The following is an 18,823-nucleotide window of genomic DNA, read 5'->3' as shown; positions in this document are numbered from 1 at the left end:
TGGCTTAAGCGCCGCCGTGGCACATGGGGCGCATGGGGACAGGCTTCGACCAGACGGAAAGCGCCACGCGGATGCGGGCGTGGGACGCGTTGAAGCGACCCATCTGGCTGTTCGATCCGATCAATCTGACGGGCGTCTACGCCAACGCCCCGGCGCTGGCGCTGTGGGGCGCGCGGACGCTTGAGGATTTGCTGGCGCGCGACTTTTCGCAGCTGTCCGAGGCCGTGAAGGCGCGCACCGACCGCCTCGCCAAGGTCACGGCGAACGGCGAGGAGGTCTACGAGCGCTGGACCTTCTATCCCAACGGCCAGCCGGTCACCGTCCAGGCCCTGATATCCACCTACCGGTTGGAGGACGGCCGTCCGGTGCTGATGTTCGAGGCGGCCCCCGCCGACGTGGACGCCGAAGAGCGCAGGGCCGCCGAGGCGCTGAGGCATACCTCGACACTGATCACTCTGTTCGACGCCGAGGGCGCGCCGGTCTTCTGCAACCCCGCCGCCTTCGCCGCATACGGCTCGCCCAGTCACCCGTTTGAAGCGCGTTTCGCCCGACCGGAACTCAGCCAGCCGATTCTGAAGCGGGCGCTGGGCGGACAGGTCGCCTCCGAGCTGGTCGAGGCGGTCACCGTCCACGGTCGGCGCTGGCACAACATGGACGCGCGACCTGTGACCGATCCGGTCACGGGCGCCTTGGGCGTTCTGTTGAACGAGCGCGACGTGACCGAGCGGGTCGAGGCCCAGCAGGCCCAGGTCGCCGCCGAGCGCGAAGCCGCCGTCGCCCGCGCCCGCGAACACTTCCTGACCGAGATGTCGCACGAACTGCGCACCCCCCTGAACGCCGTGCTGGGGTTCTCGGAGCTGCTGCAGGGCTCGGATCTGCCCGGCGCGGCCACCAGCCAGGCGGCGCGCATTCATGCGGCCGGCCAGCGTCTGCTCACGGTCGTGAACCAGATGATCGACCGCAACGAGGGCGACCTGCCCACTGTGGCGGCGCCCTGCCCGGCCGTGCCCGCCGTCGCCATGCCCGAGGCCGCCGCCGGCGCCGTGCGCGTTCTCTATGTCGACGACAACGACAGCAACCGTCTGCTGGTCACCACCATTCTGGGCTCGCAAGGCGTGGTCTGCGAGACCGCCGAGGACGGCGCGCAAGGGCTGGAGGCCGCCGCCGGCGCGGACTGGGACCTGATCCTGATGGACATCCAGATGCCCGTCATGGACGGGGTCGAAGCGACGCGCGCTATCCGCGCCCTGCCCGGCCTGCGCGGGTGCGTTCCCATCGTCGCCGTCACCGCCAACACCCTGGGCGCGCAGCGCGATCTCTACGCCTCGGTCGGCATGAACGACTGCCTGGCCAAGCCGGTGAATATCGCCCAGCTGATGGAGACGGTCGCCGTCTGGGCCATCACCGATCCCAATGCCGGCGCGGTGGCCGCGTAGTTCTCGACCGTCATCCTCGGACTTGATCCGAGGATCAGGTGTGGATCGTGCGCGAGGAAGGATGGCGCATGGCGCGGCGTCTCAGCTTGCCTCGATGGCCCACTGGACAACCGGATCCTCGGATCAAGTCCGAGGATGACGGCAGTGGGGTAGAACCGGGTGTGGCGAAGGCCCGGCCTCGGTGTTGACTAACCGCCGCTCCAGCCCGACAAGTCACGCTTTCAAAACCCCGGCGAACCCCGCCGGGGCTTCGTGCTTTTGGAGGTCGACGTGTCCACCGAACACCTGATGGGAGTCTACAACCGCGCGCCGCTGGAAGTGGATCGTGGCAAGGGCGCCCGACTGTGGTCGACCGATGGGACCGAGTATCTGGACTGCGTCGCCGGCATCTCGACCAACGGCCTGGGCCACGCCCACCCCGTGCTGGTCGAGGCGGTGAAGACCCAGGCCGAGAAGCTGTGGCACGTCTCCAACATCTTCCGCATTCCGGGCCAGGAAGCACTGGCCGACGAGCTGTGCGCTAACTCCTTCGCCGACGTGGTCTTCTTCACCAACTCGGGCACCGAGGCGGTCGAGTGCGCGCTGAAGACGGCGCGCAAGCATCACGTGGCCAATGGCCAGCCTGAGCGCATCGACATCTACGGCTTCGACGGCTCGTTCCACGGCCGGACCTATGGCGCGATCAACGCCGCCGCCAACCCCAGCTACACCGAAGGCTTCGGCCCGCCGATGGAGGGCTTCCATCAGCTGAAGTGGGGCGACCACGACGCCATCAAGGCGGCCATCGCCCAGCCGACCACCGCCGCCATCATCGTCGAGCCGGTCCAGGGCGAGGGCGGCTGCCGCGCCATGCCCGAACACTGCCTGCGCGGGCTGCGCGAGCTGTGCGACCAGTACGGCGTGCTGATCATCTTCGACGAGGTCCAGTGCGGCATGGGCCGGACCGGCAAGCTTTGGGCCCACGAATGGGCCGGCATGGCGCCCGACATCATGGCGGTGGCAAAGGCCCTGGGCGGTGGCTTCCCCATCGGCGCCTGCCTGGCCACGACCAATGCGGCCAAGGGCATGGTGGTGGGCGTCCACGGCTCGACCTTCGGCGGCAATCCGCTGGCCATGGCGGTCGGCCTTGCGGCCTTCACCACGATCAACACCCCGGCGATCCTGGACAACGTCAACGCCATCGCCGGTTATCTGAAGCAGCAACTGGTCGGGTTGCAGGAGCGCTTCCCCGACGTGATCGCCGATGTGCGCGGCAAGGGCTTGCTGGTCGGCGTGAAGCTGATCCCGAACAATCGCGAGTTCATGGCGACGGCGCGCGATACGCAGCAGCTGCTGATCGCCGGCGGCGGCGACAACTGCGTGCGGATGCTGCCGCCGCTGAACCTGACGCTGGAAGAGGCCCAGGAAGCCATCCGCCGCTTCGAAGGCGCGTGCGAAGCGGTGCGCGCTAAGGCGGCGGCGTAAGACTGAGCTCCTTCCCCCGGCGGGGAGGGCAGGTCGCGTCAGCGGCCGGGTGGGGGCGACCCAACTCTTTTCCGGTGTCTCAGGGCCGTCCCCACCCGGTCCCTGCGGGACCACCCTCCCCGTTCCGGGGTGGGATAAGGACGGGCTATGGTTCGCCACTTCCTCGACATCCACCGGCTGGACGCGACCGAGCTGCGCGCCATTCTGGACGACGCCCACGCCCGCAAGGCCGCCCGCAAGGGCTGGCCCAAGGGTCGCGCCGACGCCGATGCGCCGGCAAAGGATCGCGTGCTGGCGATGATCTTCGAGAAGAACTCGACGCGGACCCGCTTCAGCTTCGACGCCGCCATCCGCCAGCTGGGCGGCTCGGCCATCATCGCCAACTCCACGGACATGCAGCTGGGACGCGGAGAGCCGGTCGAGGACACCGCCAAGGTGCTGTCGCGCATGGTCGATGCGGTGATGATCCGGGCTAACGACCACGAGGATGTCGAGCGGTTCGCCCGTGTCTCCACCGTGCCGGTCATCAACGGCCTGACGGACCGCAGCCACCCGTGCCAGATCCTGGCCGACCTGATGACCATCGAGGAGCATCGCGGCCCGGTCGCCGGCAAGACGATCGCCTGGATCGGCGACGGCAACAACGTCTGCCACAGCTTCCTGCATGCGGCGCCCAAGTTCGGCTTCCACCTGAACGTCGCCTGCCCGGCCGAGTATCACCCCGACCTGCATGACCTGGCCCGCGCCGGGAACAACGCCACCCTGACCAGCGACCCGCGCGAGGCCGTCGCCGGCGCCGACGTCGTGGTCACCGACACCTGGGTGTCGATGGGCGATCAGGATTACGAAGAGCGGCTGGAAGCGTTCGAGGCCTACGGCGTCGATGACGCCCTGATGGCCCTGGCGGCCCCCGACGCGGCCTTCCTGCACTGCCTGCCGGCGCACAGGGGCGAAGAGGTGACGGACGCCGTCATCGACGGGCCGAAGTCGCTGGTCTGGGACGAGGCGGAGAACCGCATCCACGCCCAGAAGGCCGTGCTGGCCTGGTGCTTCGCGGGCTGAGGCCTACTTCGCCGCCTTCTTGAACGGCTTGCCCTTGAAAGGGGGCTTTCCGCCGGGCTTGCCCTGGAACGGCTTCTTACCGGCGTAGGGCGGCTTGGCGGCGTTCGGCTTGCCAGCATAGGGCGGCTTGCCGCCGGGCTTGCGGTCGAAGCTGCGCGGACGGTCCTCGCCGCCTTCCTCGCGACGCGGCGTGAAGGCGCGCTTGGTCTTGTAGGCGCCGTCCGGAGCGCTGGACGGCGTGATCGTCACCGGCTCGCCCTTGGCGGCGTTGCCCAGGGCCGCCTGGAACTTCTCCGACGCCTCCAGCGAGATCTCGAAGCGGGTCTCGTCCGGCAGCACGCGGATCGAGCCGATGTCGCGCTTGGTCACCCCGCCCAGGCGGCAGATCAGCGGGATCAGCCACTTGGGATCGGCGTTCTGCTGGCGGCCGACGCTGGCGCGGAACCAGGTCACCTCGTGCGCCTGCAGACGCTCGGTCGGCCAGGCGGTGGCCGCATCGCCGCGCTCCTTGCGCAGCGGGCGATCGCCGGGATCGGTCAGGTCTTCGGGCGCCGGCATCTTGGCGCGCAGCATGCGGACCAGGGCGACGGCCATCTCGTCGGCGCTGCGTTCGCCCAGCAGCTTGCGGGCCAGCGCCATGTCCTCGTCGCTGGTCTCGCCAGAGAAGATGTCTGCGGCCAGCAGACGGGCGTCGTCCTGGGCCCGGATGGCGTCGGCGGTCGGCGCGCCTTCCCAGGTCGCCTCGACCCCGGCGGAGGACAGCAGCATCTCGGCGCGCCGGCGCTTGGGGTTCGGCACCAGCAGGACAGAGACGCCCTTCTTGCCCGCCCGACCTGTTCGGCCCGAACGGTGCAGCAGGGTTGCGCGGTTGACCGGCAGTTCGGCGTGAAGCACTAGACCCAGGTCCGGCAGATCCAGCCCGCGCGCGGCGACGTCGGTGGCGACGCAGACCCGCGCGTGGCCGTCGCGCAGGGCCTGCAGCGCATCGGTGCGCTCACGCTGGCTCAGTTCACCCGACAGGCCGACCGAGGAGAAGCCGCGCTCGCGCAGGGCCGCCTGCAGATGCTTCACCGACTCGCGGGTGGAGCAGAACACCAGCGCGCCCGGCGCCTCGAAATAGCGCAGCACATTGACGACCGCGTGCTCGATCTCGTTCGGCGCGATCCGCATGGCGCGGTATTCGATATCGGCGTGGGCGCGGGTGCGGTCCGTGGTGTCGATGCGCACCGCGTCCTTCTGGTAGCGCTTGGCCAACGCCGCGATCTCACGCGCGATGGTGGCGCTGAACAGCAGCGTCCGGCGCTCGGCCGGCGCCTGCTCGAGGATGTATTCCAGGTCCTCGCGGAAACCCATGTCCAGCATCTCGTCCGCCTCGTCCAGAACGATGACGCGGATGGCCGACAGGTCCAGGTTGCCCCGGTCGATATGGTCCTTCAGGCGGCCGGGCGTGCCGACGACGATGTGGACGCCGGCGTTCAGCTTGCGCGCTTCCTGGCGGGCGTCGGTGCCGCCGACGCAGGTGGCGATCTTGGCCTTCGTTTCGGCATAGAGCCACGTCAGCTCGGTCGAGACCTGCATCGCCAGTTCGCGCGTCGGGGCGATGACCAGGGCGAACGGCGCGTCGGCCATGCCGAACGCCTCGCTGTCCGGCAGCAACGTCGGCGCCGCCGCCAGACCGAAAGCGACCGTCTTGCCCGACCCCGTCTGGGCCGAAACCAGCAGGTCCTGATCGCTCAGCCCCTCTTCCAGCACGGCGGCCTGAACCGGCGTCGGCTCGGCATAGCCGCGTGCGGCAAGGGCGCGATCGAGCGCGGGATGGACGGCGGGAAAGGGCATTGAAAACCTGAAAACAGCAGCGCCCGGCGGGTGGAAGACCCGGCCGGGCGGAATGGGACGCGGGCTTTACAGACCGATCAAGGCGGACGTGGGGCAGCCGTAACGTGGGTTGTCGATAAAGCGCGTGGCCCGCTTCATTCCATCGCCAATTGCCGCTAGGAACGGAGCATGAACACCATCGCCTTCATCTTGGCCGTCATCGCCATCGTCAGCGCCGGCGGCTTCGTCTGGGCCCTGTTGGGCCGCCAGTCGGCGCTGGGGCGTCTGGCTCTGGCCGAGGAGCGGATCGTCCTGATCGAGGACAGCCGCGGCACGATGACGGAGTTGCTGCGGGCTCAGGCGGCCCAGTCGGCCGAGGCGGTGGCCAGCCAGCTGGTTACCCGCGCCACCGAGACCTTCCAGGCTCAGGACCGCGCCAACCGCGAGCGGCTGGACGCCCAGCTGAAGCCGGTCAGCGAGACCCTGGCCAAGTTCGAGGCCCAGGTTGCGGCGCTTGAGAAGACGCGCGCCGAGGAGACCGGCGGGCTGAAGGAACAGCTCACTCTTCTGATGACCGCCTCTACCGCCACGCGCGACGAGGCGCGCCGCCTGACCGAGGCGCTGAAGGGCAATACCGGCCGGCGCGGTCGCTGGGGCGAACAGACCTGCCGCAATGTGCTGGAGGCCGCCGGCATGGCGGGCCGCTTCGACTTCACCGAACAGACGTCCGAGGCCAATGACGAAGGCCGCCAGTCGCGACCGGACTTTATCGTCAAACTGCCCGGCGGCGGCATGTTCGTGATCGACGCCAAGGTCCCGCTGGCCTTCGCCGATGCTACCGACGGCGACGAGGCGGCGCAGGCGCTGGCCATGTCGCTGCGAACCGCCGCCAGCCTGAAGACCCACGTGCGTGGCCTGTCGGCCAAGGGTTATCAGGACCAGTTCAAGCCCAGCCCGGACTTCGTCGTCATGTTCGTGCCGGGCGACGCCTTCCTGGCGGCCGCCCTGGATCATGAGCCCGAGCTGATGACCCAGGCCATGGCGTCACGCGTCGTCATCGTCACCCCCACCACCCTGTTCGCCCTGTGCAAGGCCGTCGCCTATGGCTGGCGCGCCGAGGAGCAGGCCCGCAACGCCGAGGACGTCGCCCGGCTGGGCAAGGAGCTCTACAAGCGCCTGGCGGTCATGGGCGGTCACGCCGCCTCGGTCGGCCGGACGCTGGGACAGGCGGTCGATCACTACAACAAGTTCGTCGGCTCGCTGGAGACGCAGGTCATGACCCAGGCCCGCCGCTTCGAGGATTTGCAGGTCGATCACGAGGGCAAGCAGCTGCCCGAGCTGCCGCCGGTCGAACAGACGCCGCGCAGCCTCAGCAAGCCCGAGTTGATCGCCATCGACGGCGGCAACTAGGCCAGCAAAAAGCCCCACCGCCAGACGGCGACGGGGCTCAGTGTTCAGAAGGCGCTCAAGTCGCGAGCCGCCGCGCGGCGAGCATAGCGCCCTGAAGGGCTTAGCCCTTCAGCACTTCGACCAAGGTCTTGCCCAGGCGCGCCGGCGAGGGGGAGACCTTGATGCCGGCCGCTTCCATGGCCGCGATCTTGGATTCCGCATCGCCCTTGCCGCCCGAGACCACCGCGCCGGCGTGGCCCATGGTGCGGCCCTTCGGAGCGGTGCGGCCCGCGATGAAACCGGCCATCGGCTTGGAGCGGCCCTTCTTGGCCTCGTCGATCAGGAACTGGGCCGCGTCTTCCTCGGCGCCGCCGCCGATCTCGCCGATCATGATGATCGAGGTGGTTTCATCGTCGGCCAGGAACATCTCCAGCACATCGATGAACTCGGTGCCCTTGACGGGATCGCCGCCGATGCCGACGGCCGTGGTCTGGCCCAGACCCTCGTTGGTTGTCTGGAACACCGCCTCATAGGTCAGGGTGCCGGAACGCGACACGATGCCGACGTTGCCCTTCTTGAAGATGGAGCCCGGCATGATGCCAATCTTGCACTCGTCCGGCGTCATGATGCCCGGGCAGTTGGGGCCCAGCAGGCGCGACTTGGAGCCTTCGAGGTGACGCTTCACCTTGACCATGTCCAAGACCGGGATGCCCTCGGTGATGCAGGTGATGAAGGGGATCTCGGCGTCTATGGCCTCGATGATGGCGGCCGCGGCGCCCGACGGCGGCACATAGATCACGCTTGCGTCGGCGCCCGTGGCGTCCTTGGCTTCGGCGACCGAGGCGTAGATCGGCAGGCTCTCGCCGTGCGAGCCGGTCCAGTTGGTCCCGCCCTTGGTCGGGTGCACGCCCGCGACCATCTGGGTGCCGTGATAGGCCAGCGCCTGCTCGGTATGGAACCCGCCCGTCTTGCCGGTCAGGCCCTGGACGATGATCTTGGTGTTCTTGTCGACGAGGATGGACATAAAGGCTCGCTTGTTAAGTCAGGCGGGAAGGAAGGGGTTTTCGACGCGGACGGACCCATAGGTCTGGCCGTGATTGAGGTCTTCGGAATAGAGGACGCGCGCGCCGATCTTCTCGGCAGCGGCGATGATGGCGCCGTCCCAATAGGACAGCTGATAGCGCCGGGCGTTGTCGATGCCGGCTACGACCACGTCCGGCGTCACGGGCTGACACGGCTTCAGGGCGATAACGCGAACCCATTCGCGCGCTTCATCTGATGTCAGCGGGGGCGCGCCCTTGCGCGTGGCGACGTTGTAGAACTCCGCCAGAACCTGCCCCGAAGTGCAGTAGTCCTCGGTCAGCGCGATCTCGCGCGCACGGTCCCACCGATACCCCGCATGGTCCTGGCCAAGCGCGGCGTAGAGCAGGATGTTGGTGTCGAGAAAGACCTCGGGATCAGCGATCAAACCGACGGTCCCCGCTGTAGATTTCGTCGCGCTTACCGGGTCTCCAATCGCCCATCCGGCCCTTGGATTCGTCGATGAGCTTGAGCAGCGCCTCGCGTGCCTCGTCCTTGGACGTCTCCTGTTGGACCCATTGGGTCAGGAAGCCGCGCACCGCCTCATTGACCGTCGTCCGCTTCATAGCCGCCAGCACCCGCACCTTGTCGAGAAGGTCGTCGTCGATTGCGAGGGTCAGGTTGCGGGTCACGCGGAGGAGTTACACGGGTTATGTGGAGCACACAACCCGCGTGACCTACTGAGCCGTAGGGTAGTCGTAGTTGACGGAGAGTTCGATCCGCCGCTCCGCCGTAATCGCGGTTACGTGTAATCGATCACCGTTCGCGAAGTCCCAGATGCCTAAATTGAAGCCAGGAGGCAGTCGATAGGATGAGGGCACATCGCCTGACTCTCCAAGCGCTACCCCATCGACAGTGACGGAGGCCATGCGCTGCCGCCAATCCGTGACGTAAGGCGCATAATCTACCGTGCAGATGAGTTGCTCCGGGATGGGCAAGGGACCGTCCTGCGCAGGCCTGTGCGAGAGGCGCACGATGAGCGTGTCAACCTGATAGGCGTCTATCCAATCGTTTGGCGAGCGGGCGCTCAAAGGCAGCGATCGCCAACCTCGCGCGCGCGCGACCGCATTGAACGCATCGCGGTCGCCTCGCACGTCAAGGCACCCAGCCCGAAGCATGTTCAAGGCTGTATCGAAAGACGCTCCGGGCACGGCTTGCGGAGCAACCAGGGCCAACGCTGCGGCGATGGCCCCGAACATCAGCCGACCGCCTTGACGATCTTCTGGGCGGCGTCGTCGAGGTCGTCGGCGGCCTGGATGGTCAGGCCCGACTCGTTCAGGATTTTCTTGCCCAGCTCGGCGTTGGTGCCTTCCAGACGGACGACCAGCGGCACCTTCAGGCCCACTTCCTTCACAGCCGCGACCACACCCTCGGCGATGACGTCGCACTTCATGATGCCGCCGAAGATGTTGACCAGGATGCCCTGGACAGCCGGGTCGGCGGTGATGATCTTGAAGGCCGCCGCGACCTTCTCCTTGCCGGCGCCGCCGCCGACGTCACAGAAGTTGGCGGGCTCCTTGCCGTACAGCTTGATGATGTCCATCGTCGCCATGGCCAGGCCCGCGCCGTTGACCATGCAGCCGATGTTGCCGTCCAGGGCGACGTAGGCCAGGTCCCATTCGGACGCCTCGATCTCCTTGGCGTCTTCCTCGGTCTCGTCGCGCAGGGCCTTCATGTCCTCATGGCGGAACAGGGCGTTGCCGTCGAACGAGACCTTGGCGTCCAGGACGCGCAGGTGGCCGTCCTTCATGACGATGAGGGGGTTCACCTCCAGCATGTCCATGTCCTTCTCGGTGAAGGCTTTGTACAGGATGGGGAACAGCGACTTGCCGTCCTCGGCGGCCACGCCCGTCAGGCCGTAGGCGACGTTGATGGCGGCGACGTCGGCGTCGGTCACGCCCGCTTCAGGGTCGATGACGATGGTGTGGATCTTGTCGGGCGTGTCGTGGGCGACGGCCTCGATGTCCATGCCGCCTTCGGTCGAAACGACATAGGCGATGCGGCCGTGGGCGCGGTCGACCAACAGCGAGCAGTACAGCTCGCGCTCGATGTCGGCGCCGTCCTCGATGTAGAGGCGATTGACCTGCTTGCCGGCGTCGCCGGTCTGCGCGGTGACCAAGGTGTTGCCCAGCATCTCGCCGGCGTGCTTGACGGCTTCCTCGACCGAGAAGGCCAGGCGCACGCCGCCCTTGGCGTCGGGGCCCAGTTCCTTGAACTTGCCTTTGCCGCGCCCGCCGGCGTGGATCTGCGATTTCACGACATAGAGCGGGCCGGGCAAAGACCGGGCGGCGGCCTCGACCTGATCGACCGAGGTGACGGCCACGCCCGCCGCGACGGGGGCGCCGAAGCCCTTCAGAACCTGCTTGGCCTGATATTCGTGAATGTTCATGGACGCCGCCGGATGCCTGCGAAGAGGGAGGTGGGGGCTTATAGGACCGCCACCTTCGCAGGTGCAACCGCTTCTCCCTCCCCTTTATGGGGAGGGGTGTCGGCGCAGCCGACGCGGTGGGGTTCGTAGAGGCATCCGCTCGCGAACTTCCCCACCCGGGCTCTCGGGCTCGCCGTCCCTCCCCATGAAGGGGAGGGAGACTACTCCACCCAATCCCGCTTCAGCGTGCGCGAGGCGCCGATCAGCAGGAAGGACGACAGCACGTAGAAACCCATGCCCGTATAGATCGCCCAGCGCAGGCTCTCCTCGCCGAAGGTGGGCGCCAGCAGGTCGGACACGGCCCCGAAATAGTAGAAGCCAACGGCGATCCCCAGCAGGTTGTTGATCAGCAGGAACAGGGCCGAGGCCGTGGTCCGCATCGGCGGCGGCACCAGATGCTGGACCGCGGCGGTGATCGGCCCCAGCCAAGTCAGGTTCAGGCCCGTCGGGATCAGGAAGATCAGGAAGGCGACCGTCAAGGCCTGACCCTGGGTGCCGCCGCCGGGGATGATCTGGCCGATCAGCCAAGCCGAGTTCATCGCCAGGATGAAACAGGGCGCCGAGATCAGGAAGGCGATGGCCGGCACCAGCGGATAGGCGCCCTTGTTCTTCTTGCCCAGGCGATCGGCGATCATGCCGCCGCCCCAGATGCCGGTGATGCCGCCGACCAGGGCGATGCCGGAATAATACCAGCTGGTCTGGATCAGGCTGAGGTCGAAGCTGCGCATGAAGAAGCTGGGCAGCCAGCCGGCGACGCCGTAACCGCAGACCGAGGACGCGGCCGCGCCGAACGACAGCAGCCAGAAGCTGCGCTTGGCGAACAGCAGCTTGCACACGGCGCCGAAGCTGGGCGCCTTGGGTTTCTCAGTCGCTGCAGGAGCCGCGACGGGCTGGGCAATGACGGGGGCATCCAGACCGCCGCGCTTGGGATCCTTGACGGTCAGGCGCAGCAGGGGCGCGACCAGCACGCCCAGCAGGCCCACGACGATGAAGGCGGTCTGCCAGCCGAACTTGGCGGCCAGAACCCCGCCGACCAGCGTGCCGGCGGCGGTGCCCAAGGGGATGCCGAAGGCGTAGGCGGCCAGGGCGCGGGCACGCTGTTCCTTGGGGAAGTAGTCGGCGATCAGCGAATAGGCCGGGGCCACGCCGCCCGCCTCGCCCACGCCCACGCCCATGCGGAACAGGAACAGCTGGGTGAAGGAGCCGGCGACGCCGCACAGGGCGGTGAAGCCCGACCACACCGCCAGGGCGCCGGTCATCACCCAGACGCGGCTGAACCGGTCGGCCACCCAGGCCAGGGGAATGGCCAGGGTCGAATAGACGGAGGCGAAGGCCAGGCCGCCCAGCAGGCCGAACTGCGTATCCGACAGACCGAAGTGCGCCTTCAGCGGCGTGGCCAGGATGCCGATGATCTGCCGATCCAGGAAGTTCAGCATGTAGATCAGGATCAGCACCGCCAGGACGTAGAAGCGGTAGCCGGATGCGGCGGGTCGCGAGGTCTGTGCGGCGGCGTCCATGGCGGTCCTCGATGCGTCTTCTTGATCGGCGCGCAGCCTAGATCATCCGCGCCAGAGAGAAAAAGGGCGGCGGCCCTGTCGAACCGCCGCCCTCAAGGAAGGATTGTCTCAGCCCTAGTAGCGGGCCGTCAGCTGCACCGACCAGGTCCGCGGCGGACCGTAGAAGGCGGAGATCGAGTTGTTGTAGGTCGCGCCCGGGAAGTTGTAGCCGCCCACGCGGTACTGTTCGTCCGTCAGGTTCTTGCCGAAGACGCCCACCTCGAAGTGGCCGCTGGGCGAGGTCCACACCGCGCCGACGTCCAGCAGGGTGTAGGCGTCCTGGTCCAGCACCGGGTCGGGCTGGTCGAATAGGTGATAGTCCGAGCGGTAGGACACCGACGGCGTCACCACCAGCTCGCCGCCCAGGACCGGGGCCGTGTAGCTCACCGCGAAGAAGGCCGAGAGCTCGGGCGAGTTCTGGGGCTCCTTGGTGTCGGAGATGTCGACCGGCGAACCGGTGATGAAGGTGACGTACTCGTCGAACTCGTTCTTCAGGTAGCCGATCGACGCCCGCGCGGTCAGGGCGTCCGTCAGGAAGGCGGTGCCTTCCAGTTCCACGCCGTAGATGCTGGATGAACCGACGTTGTCGACGATCGAGGCGATGCCGACGGCCGGCGGCGTGGCCACCTGCTGCACCGTGATCTGCTGGTCCTGGTAGTCCGAGTAGAAGGCGGCGGAGGCGAACTGGACGCGGCCGTCCAGGGCCGTGCCCTTCAGGCCCAGTTCGTAGGCGGTGACGGTTTCCGGCTGATAGCCATCCACCGTCTGCGGCGTCAGTGCCGCGTCGCCGCGCATGTCCCAGCCGCCGGACTTGAAGCCCTGGCTGACGGAGACATAGCCGGTCACGTCGTCCGAGAAGTCGTAGGACAGGCTGGCGCGCGGCGTGAACTTATCGAAGGTGTCGGACGCCGTGTAGTTGGTGCGCACCAGCAGGGGCGCACGGTCGACGCCGCCGGTCAGCGGCGATCGCGTCGCGCCCAGGAAGAAGGCGCGGTAGACCGAGGCTTCCTTGTCGTCCGAGGTATAGCGGCCGCCGATCGACGCGTGCAGACGGTCGGTGATGTCGTAGCTGAAGTCGGCGAAGGCCGAGAACGACTTGGTGTCGACCGAACCGGCCGCCGCGATGGACAGGCCCAGGTTGCCCGCGATGGTGTCGAACACGCCCGACGAGGTGCCGTCTAGGTAGAACAGGCCGGCGACGCCCGACCAGCGATCGCCCTCGAACAGGATCTGCAGTTCTTGCGTGAACTGGTCGTCCGAATAGAGGGCGGGAACGTCCAGCGTCGGCAGCGGCGTCTCGTCGAAGTCGATGACGGTCGCCGTGTCGCCTTCGCGATAGGCGGTGATCGACTTCAGGGTGATGGTGTCGTTCAGGCGGTATTCGCCGGTCAGCGATACGCCCTCGGTCGTCACCTTCTGCTCGCCTACGATGCCGGCGTTGGTGTCATAGACATTGGCCGGCGGACGGTAGTTGCCGGTGCTGGAGACGACTTCGCGGTGACCGTGGCGGGGGCTGGAGTTGTCCTCCACCTTGTCCCATGCCAGCCGGACGAACAGGTTGTCCGAAGGGGTCCACTCGGCGCTGGCGCGGTAGGCGGTGACGTCCTTGTCGTACTGATCCTGGCCCGTGTTCAGGTTCGTGCCGTAGCCGTCGTGGTCATAGGTGGCGATCGCCCCGCCGATGGCGAAGGTGTCGCCGATCGGCAGCGAGGCCTGTCCGAGGAAGTTGCGCTCGTCATAGGAGCCGACCGTGCCGCGGATCATGAACTCCGGCTCGGCAGCCAGACGGCTGGTCACATATTTGATCGCGCCGCCGATGGTGTTGCGGCCGTACAGCGTGCCTTGCGGGCCGCGCAGCACTTCGATGCGCTGGATGTCGAAGATGTCCAGCACCGCACCCTGCGGACGGGCGATGTAGACGTCGTCGACATAGAGGCCGACGCCGGGCTCGAAGCCCCACAGCGGATCCTGTTGGCCGACGCCGCGGATGAAGGAGATCAGGGTCGAGTTGGAGCCGCGGGCGATCTGGACCGTGGCGTTCGGCGTCTGCTGCTGCAGGGCGGTGATGTCGGTGGCGCCGGTCTGTTGCAGCGTCTCAGCCGAGATGGCCGAGACGGCGACAGGGACGTCCTTTAGCTGTTCGTCGCGGCGACGCGCGGTGACGATGACGTCGCCCAGCGACGATTCGCCGGCGGTCGCATTGACGCTGGCGTTCTGAGCCATGGCGCCGGTCGAAAGCGCGCACGAGGCGGCCCCCGCCAGCAAGGCGGTTTTCACAAAGCGGTTCATAGGTAGCCCTCCAGATTTCCTGCCGATGACGCTTTTATTCAGCGTTCAATGATTTTCCCGGAACCTGACCGGTAATCACCTGGCTGTCAAACGGTGACGCTGGGTTAGGCGGCCCCTGTGGCGCCGTTGCACCGGCGGCCCGGTCATGACTAGTTGCGACCATGACGCTCGCGCCCAAGCCGACCCCAGCGCCGAACCCCGCGCAGACCAATCGTGCCGGCGCGGCGCGCGACGGCGCCCCCGCCCGCCGGGGACGCCCGCCCAAAAGCCGCGTCCGCGATGCCGGCAACACCCGCGAGACCATCCTGGACGCGGCGGAGGACCTGTTCTCCAAGCACGGCTTCTATGGCGTCACGATCCGCGAGGTGGCGCGCGAGGCGGGGGTCGATACGGCCCTTGTGCACTATTACTTCGGGGCCAAGCGCGAACTGTTCGACGCCGTCTTCCTGCGCCGGGCAGAGGTCTGGAACAGCGAACGGGTCGACGCCATCAACCGCTACGCCGAGCAGATGGGCGAAGCGATGACGCTGGAAGGCGTGCTGGAGGCGTTCCTGCGCCCACCGTTCGAATGGTCGCTGAAGGGCGGTCCCGGGTGGAAACACTACGCCGCCCTGGTCGCCCAGACGAACGCCAGCCCGACCTTCGGCGGCGAGACCATGGCCCGCTACTTCGATCCCGCGATTCGCCGCCTGATCGAACTGATCGCGCAGGTCCTGCCGGGGTCGCGCGAGGTCGATCTCTACTGGGCCTATCACAACCTGTCCGGCGCCCTGACCCTGACCCTGGGCGAGACCGGGCGGCTGGACCGGCTGTCGAACGGCCTGTGCCGCTCCGGCGATCTGGAGACGGCGGGCGACTACATGGTCCGCTTCGCCGCCGCCGGCTTCCGCGCCGTCTGTCAGCCCGAGCGCGGCTGATGCGACTGGGAGACTGGAAGCCGCGCGAGTTCGGACGCGGGCTGGTCGTCGCCGGCCTGGGCGGCGTCGTTCTGGCCATCACCGGGGCCTTCGAGACCTATCGCGCGCCGCTGGACGTGCGCTTCGCCTACTGGGTGCCGATGATGATCCTGGGCGGCGTCTGGGGGCACGCGTGTTCGGTGCTGCTGGACCGGTTCGTGGCCCTGGACGAGAAGCCCTGGCTGAACGTGGGCCTGCTGACCACCGCCATCTCCGGCCCGCTGGCGGTCGCCGTCTGGGCGTTCACGGGGCCGGCGCTGAACGGTCGCTGGATGCCGCTGAGCCTGCTGCCGACGATCTCCGGATATGTGGTGCTGGTCACCGCCGTCATCTGCGCCATCAACGTCTTCGTCACGCGCGCCCGCCCGATCCAGACCCACGCCCCCGCCGTCGGCCAGGCCAGGGCGCGCTTCCCCGACCGCCTTCCGATCAAGCTGAGGGGCGCCGCCATCCGCGCCGTCCAGTCCGAGGACCACTATCTGCGCGTCCATACCGACCGGGGATCGGACCTGATCCTGATGCGCCTGTCGGACGCCCTGGACGAGTTGGAGGGCCTGGAAGGCGCCCAGACCCACCGCAGCTGGTGGGTGGCGAAGGATGCGGTGCGCGACGTGGAGCGCGGAGATGGCCGGGCGCTGCTGACCCTGGACGGCGGGCTCGTCGCCCCGGTCAGCCGCCGGTACGCGCGGGCGCTAAGGGACGCGGGCTGGTACTGAGAACGCCATCCCTCTCCCAGAGGGAGAGGGTCGTCGCCCCTAAGCCCAGATCCCGTGGAAACCCGCGGGCAACGCCACGTCCGCCCGCCAGGTCGCCACCGGCCCGTCCGCCACCCGCGACGCCTCGAACACATGCAGCTCCGTCACCCCGGCCTGCAGGCTGATCGACGGCGCCACCAGCCAGGCCGCGTCCTCTTCCGACCGTCCCGGCCTGGGCACGAAGACCGCCTCCTCCATCACCTGGCGGTCGCCGAAGTCGAAGGCCTGATGCCGGCCGCTTTCCCAGTCTTGCACACCGATGCCGGTCGCCAGCGGTCGTCCGCCGGTCTCGCCGGTGACGTGCACGCTCAGCCGCCGCTGGGCCCCCGTCCGGCGCGGATCCGCGCGCGGGAACTCGGCGGTGACGCTCGTGCCGGTCATCTCAGCCCGGCCGTCGGCGTGCAGGGTGACCAGCGTCAGTTCGGCCGGCGTGCCCGGCACCGTCCCGCGCTGCTCGACCAGCACCCGCGCGCCCTCCACCGCGAAGGCCACGTCTTTGCCCGCCGCCACGTCGAAGCGGATCGTCCCGCCCGCGTCCGCCCAGGCGTCCCCCAAATGGAAGTAGGAGAAGGCCGGCAGCTCATAGATCCGCCGCCGGCTCAGGTCCGCCTTGTCCAGCACCATCACCTGCGTCCCCATCTCGGGCTTCCAAGCGAACTGACTGGCGTAGGGCAGGCCCGAATGGTCGAAGACCCAAGGCTGCATGACGATCACCATATGCCGGTCGGTGGCGGTGAAGTCGTGCATGTAGCTGGCGCGCGGCAGGTCCACGACCTGGGCGTCCCGCAGCGACCGGTCGGGGTTCAGCGCCCAGACGATCATCCGGTCGCCGTGCAGGCCGATGTTCCAGATCGAGCCGTCCGGCGCATAGCGCGGGTGGGCCTGGAACGGCATCCCCTTCAGATCGTCGCGCAGGGTGACGAAGCCCCTGGTCGACAGGTCCCCGCGATCCATCGCCATCGGCGATCCGGCCTCCCACAGGGCCCAGACCTGATCGCCGGCCGTCATCACCGCCGTGTTCGCGGCGTTGGCGTCGTCGGGCGAACCCAGCCGCGCCCGGCCGTCGCCCGCCGTGCCGAAGCCGGGGGTGACTACCGCGCCGATCTCGCTCTCGTATCGCCGCTTGGGCGTATCGGCGAACCGCGCCTCCAGCGTGGCCTGACCGTCCCGGATGCGGAAGGCGCGCATCAGGCCGTCGCCGTCGAACCAGTGCGTCGCCGACCCGCCTGGCCGCCGGAACTGGCCCGGCCCGTTGCGGAACAGCGCCCCCTCCAGCCCCGCCGGCGCCCGGCCGTGAACCAGACGCATGGCGGTGGGCGCGATGTCGCCCGGCAGGTCCTGCGTCGCCAGCGCCCAGTCGGCGTTTCCGGCGGCGGCGTCATTGGCGGCGCGGGCGAAGGCCAGCTCGGGCGTGGCCACGGCGGCCGACAAGGCGGCGGCGCCCATCAGGAAGGAACGGCGGGAGGGGGTCATGGTGAACTCGGATCTGGAGGAGGTTCAGGGATCAGGCCTCAAGCAGGCAGCGACCGCGTCGCGGCCTTTTAGGCCCCCGCGTCAGCGAATGGTGATCGTCTGGGTGACCGCGCCCGACACGGCGAACTTCGCCGCATCCCAGGAGGCGGGGCCCATGTTGCCCTTGGCGTTGTTCGAAAAGGCGTAGGGCTCGGTCGGCATGCCGAAGGGGTTGGCGTTCATCGTCCCGTCGCCGTTGACGTCGTGGAAGGCGCTGACGGCGTACTCGCCGGCCGGCAGCTGATCGAAGGTCACCGTGACCACGCCGCCGGTCGCTGCGATGCGTCCCCCGCGGAAGGTGCGATGGCCGTTGTATGCATCGGCGCTGTCATACAGGCCGACCATGACGGCGCCGGTCGCGGCGCCGGTCTCGAACTGGACGGTCACGCTGTTGTCGGCCGATTGGGCGAAGGCCGGGCCGGCGATCAGGGCGGCGACGAGGACGGCGGGGATCAGGATTTTCATGGCGGGCTCTTCGGGTCTGTGAGGACCCGACGACCGGGCCTCGATGACCAGACCCTCGACCTCACGCCGCCGCCGTTCCAGCCCGGATACGGAAACGGCCGCCTGTCCTTCGCGAACGGCGGCCGTTTGTCATTGGCGAAGCGTGAACGACCACGTGGCCGTTCGCGGGTTTCGTGATCAGACGGTCGGGGACACGCCGGACTCGGCCAGCCACTCGACGATCTTGCCCTTGGGCATGGCGCCGACCTTCAGCGAGGCAAGCTGGCCGTCCTTGAACAGCATCAAGGTCGGGATGCCCTTCACGCCCAGCTTGGACGGGGTCAGGGGGCTGTCGTCGATGTTGACCTTGGCGATGGTGACCTGGCCGGCGTACTCGTCGGCGATCTGCTCCAGGGCCGGGCCGATCTGCTTGCAGGGGCCGCACCACTCGGCCCAGAAGTCCACCAGCACGGGGGTGGACGATTTCAGGACGTCGGCGTCGAAGCTTTCGTCGGTGACCTTCACGGTGGCCATTTCGATGTCTCCTATCGGCGGATCAGCCGCGCTGATTCCTCGCCATTCGATGCTCCATGTGGGCGACCCCCAGAGCGAAATCAACGCCGGGATTTCTACGCCC

The 18,823-nt window shown here is 68.1% G+C and carries 17 protein-coding genes; 6 read left to right on the top strand and 11 right to left on the bottom strand.

Features of this window, described 5'->3' with window-relative positions; all coding sequences use genetic code 11:
* Nucleotides 1-23: 23 nt before the first annotated feature.
* From ASG17_RS04105 to argF, 3 genes are all read left to right on the top strand, one after another.
* Nucleotides 24-1,436 carry a response regulator gene (locus ASG17_RS04105; RefSeq protein ID WP_235560352.1) on the top strand — a complete coding sequence of 471 codons (1,413 nt, stop codon included), beginning with the start codon at nucleotides 24-26 and terminating at the stop codon, nucleotides 1,434-1,436.
* 270 nt (nucleotides 1,437-1,706) lie between these two features.
* A complete protein-coding gene (locus ASG17_RS04100; protein ID WP_255353995.1) occupies nucleotides 1,707-2,900 on the top strand; it encodes an aspartate aminotransferase family protein in 1,194 nt (397 codons plus the stop codon).
* A 147-nt stretch (nucleotides 2,901-3,047) separates the two neighbouring features.
* Nucleotides 3,048-3,962, top strand: coding sequence for an ornithine carbamoyltransferase (gene argF, locus ASG17_RS04095; protein ID WP_056099576.1), 915 nt, complete (start codon nucleotides 3,048-3,050; stop codon nucleotides 3,960-3,962).
* Between the two features lie 3 nt (nucleotides 3,963-3,965).
* On the opposite strand, the gene ASG17_RS04090 is transcribed toward argF, so the two are convergent.
* Nucleotides 3,966-5,798, bottom strand: a complete 1,833-nt coding sequence (locus tag ASG17_RS04090; RefSeq protein ID WP_056099573.1) for a DEAD/DEAH box helicase — start codon at nucleotides 5,796-5,798, stop codon at nucleotides 3,966-3,968.
* Between the two features lie 168 nt (nucleotides 5,799-5,966).
* On the opposite strand from ASG17_RS04090, the gene ASG17_RS04085 reads away from it, so the two are divergent.
* Nucleotides 5,967-7,187: a DNA recombination protein RmuC gene (locus ASG17_RS04085; RefSeq protein WP_056099571.1), complete on the top strand. Its 1,221-nt coding sequence runs from the start codon at nucleotides 5,967-5,969 to the stop codon at nucleotides 7,185-7,187.
* A 100-nt stretch (nucleotides 7,188-7,287) separates the two neighbouring features.
* Here ASG17_RS04085 and sucD read toward each other — a convergent pair whose 3' ends face one another.
* From sucD to ASG17_RS04050, 7 genes are all read right to left on the bottom strand, one after another.
* Nucleotides 7,288-8,190, bottom strand: coding sequence for a succinate--CoA ligase subunit alpha (sucD, locus tag ASG17_RS04080; RefSeq protein WP_056099569.1), 903 nt, complete (start codon nucleotides 8,188-8,190; stop codon nucleotides 7,288-7,290).
* A gap of 18 nt (nucleotides 8,191-8,208) precedes the next feature.
* Complete coding sequence (locus ASG17_RS04075; protein ID WP_056099566.1) at nucleotides 8,209-8,634, bottom strand: PIN domain-containing protein; 426 nt, start codon at nucleotides 8,632-8,634, stop codon at nucleotides 8,209-8,211.
* Entirely contained in the window at nucleotides 8,624-8,878 is a 255-nt protein-coding gene (locus tag ASG17_RS04070; RefSeq protein WP_056099563.1) for a hypothetical protein, read from the bottom strand. The genes ASG17_RS04075 and ASG17_RS04070 overlap by 11 nt, the downstream gene beginning before the upstream one ends.
* A gap of 45 nt (nucleotides 8,879-8,923) precedes the next feature.
* Nucleotides 8,924-9,445: a hypothetical protein gene (locus ASG17_RS04065; protein WP_056099559.1), complete on the bottom strand. Its 522-nt coding sequence runs from the start codon at nucleotides 9,443-9,445 to the stop codon at nucleotides 8,924-8,926.
* The gene (sucC, locus tag ASG17_RS04060) at nucleotides 9,445-10,635 is read right to left on the bottom strand and encodes an ADP-forming succinate--CoA ligase subunit beta (RefSeq protein ID WP_056099556.1); all 1,191 of its coding nucleotides are present in this window, start codon (nucleotides 10,633-10,635) and stop codon (nucleotides 9,445-9,447) included. The genes ASG17_RS04065 and sucC overlap by 1 nt, the downstream gene beginning before the upstream one ends.
* Nucleotides 10,636-10,835: 200 nt before the next feature.
* On the bottom strand, nucleotides 10,836-12,191 hold the full coding sequence (locus tag ASG17_RS04055; RefSeq protein ID WP_056099553.1) for an MFS transporter: 1,356 nt from the start codon (nucleotides 12,189-12,191) through the stop codon (nucleotides 10,836-10,838).
* A gap of 114 nt (nucleotides 12,192-12,305) precedes the next feature.
* Nucleotides 12,306-14,519 carry a TonB-dependent receptor gene (locus ASG17_RS04050; protein ID WP_056099550.1) on the bottom strand — a complete coding sequence of 738 codons (2,214 nt, stop codon included), beginning with the start codon at nucleotides 14,517-14,519 and terminating at the stop codon, nucleotides 12,306-12,308.
* A 161-nt stretch (nucleotides 14,520-14,680) separates the two neighbouring features.
* Here ASG17_RS04050 and ASG17_RS04045 point away from each other — a divergent pair, with 161 nt between their 5' ends.
* Together ASG17_RS04045 and ASG17_RS04040 are read left to right on the top strand one after the other, a co-directional pair.
* Nucleotides 14,681-15,436, top strand: a complete 756-nt coding sequence (locus tag ASG17_RS04045; protein ID WP_056099547.1) for a TetR/AcrR family transcriptional regulator — start codon at nucleotides 14,681-14,683, stop codon at nucleotides 15,434-15,436.
* Nucleotides 15,436-16,191, top strand: a complete 756-nt coding sequence (locus ASG17_RS04040) for a LytTR family DNA-binding domain-containing protein (RefSeq protein ID WP_056099544.1) — start codon at nucleotides 15,436-15,438, stop codon at nucleotides 16,189-16,191. The genes ASG17_RS04045 and ASG17_RS04040 overlap by 1 nt, the downstream gene beginning before the upstream one ends.
* Before the next feature lie 39 nt (nucleotides 16,192-16,230).
* Here the strand turns inward: ASG17_RS04040 and ASG17_RS04035 are convergent, their stop codons facing one another.
* The 3 genes from ASG17_RS04035 to trxA all read right to left on the bottom strand — a co-directional run bounded on the left by ASG17_RS04035 (nucleotide 16,231) and on the right by trxA (nucleotide 18,720).
* Nucleotides 16,231-17,703, bottom strand: coding sequence for a carotenoid oxygenase family protein (locus ASG17_RS04035; protein ID WP_056099539.1), 1,473 nt, complete (start codon nucleotides 17,701-17,703; stop codon nucleotides 16,231-16,233).
* A gap of 81 nt (nucleotides 17,704-17,784) precedes the next feature.
* A complete protein-coding gene (locus ASG17_RS04030; protein ID WP_056099536.1) occupies nucleotides 17,785-18,207 on the bottom strand; it encodes a DUF2141 domain-containing protein in 423 nt (140 codons plus the stop codon).
* Between the two features lie 177 nt (nucleotides 18,208-18,384).
* A complete protein-coding gene (gene trxA, locus ASG17_RS04025) occupies nucleotides 18,385-18,720 on the bottom strand; it encodes a thioredoxin TrxA (RefSeq protein WP_056099533.1) in 336 nt (111 codons plus the stop codon).
* Nucleotides 18,721-18,823: the final 103 nt, after the last annotated feature.

This window comes from Brevundimonas sp. Leaf363, assembly GCF_001424025.1.
Lineage (GTDB): Bacteria > Pseudomonadota > Alphaproteobacteria > Caulobacterales > Caulobacteraceae > Brevundimonas.
The sequence above is the reverse complement of the archived record's forward strand: the minus strand, read 5'-3'. Positions and strand labels throughout refer to the sequence as shown.

Bases quoted from the DNA above. Each gene is read 5' to 3' on its own strand.
- ASG17_RS04105 (WP_235560352.1), top strand. From the start codon at position 24: ATGGGGCGCATGGGGACAGGCTTCGACCAGACGGAAAGCGCCACGCGG.
- ASG17_RS04065 (WP_056099559.1), bottom strand. From the start codon at position 9,445: ATGTTCGGGGCCATCGCCGCAGCGTTGGCCCTGGTTGCTCCGCAAGCC.
- trxA (WP_056099533.1), bottom strand. From the start codon at position 18,720: ATGGCCACCGTGAAGGTCACCGACGAAAGCTTCGACGCCGACGTCCTG.
- sucC (WP_056099556.1), bottom strand. From the start codon at position 10,635: ATGAACATTCACGAATATCAGGCCAAGCAGGTTCTGAAGGGCTTCGGC.
- ASG17_RS04050 (WP_056099550.1), bottom strand. From the start codon at position 14,519: ATGAACCGCTTTGTGAAAACCGCCTTGCTGGCGGGGGCCGCCTCGTGC.
- argF (WP_056099576.1), top strand. From the start codon at position 3,048: ATGGTTCGCCACTTCCTCGACATCCACCGGCTGGACGCGACCGAGCTG.
- ASG17_RS04085 (WP_056099571.1), top strand. From the start codon at position 5,967: ATGAACACCATCGCCTTCATCTTGGCCGTCATCGCCATCGTCAGCGCC.
- ASG17_RS04040 (WP_056099544.1), top strand. From the start codon at position 15,436: ATGCGACTGGGAGACTGGAAGCCGCGCGAGTTCGGACGCGGGCTGGTC.
- ASG17_RS04045 (WP_056099547.1), top strand. From the start codon at position 14,681: ATGACGCTCGCGCCCAAGCCGACCCCAGCGCCGAACCCCGCGCAGACC.
- ASG17_RS04035 (WP_056099539.1), bottom strand. From the start codon at position 17,703: ATGACCCCCTCCCGCCGTTCCTTCCTGATGGGCGCCGCCGCCTTGTCG.
- ASG17_RS04030 (WP_056099536.1), bottom strand. From the start codon at position 18,207: ATGAAAATCCTGATCCCCGCCGTCCTCGTCGCCGCCCTGATCGCCGGC.
- sucD (WP_056099569.1), bottom strand. From the start codon at position 8,190: ATGTCCATCCTCGTCGACAAGAACACCAAGATCATCGTCCAGGGCCTG.
- ASG17_RS04055 (WP_056099553.1), bottom strand. From the start codon at position 12,191: ATGGACGCCGCCGCACAGACCTCGCGACCCGCCGCATCCGGCTACCGC.
- ASG17_RS04090 (WP_056099573.1), bottom strand. From the start codon at position 5,798: ATGCCCTTTCCCGCCGTCCATCCCGCGCTCGATCGCGCCCTTGCCGCA.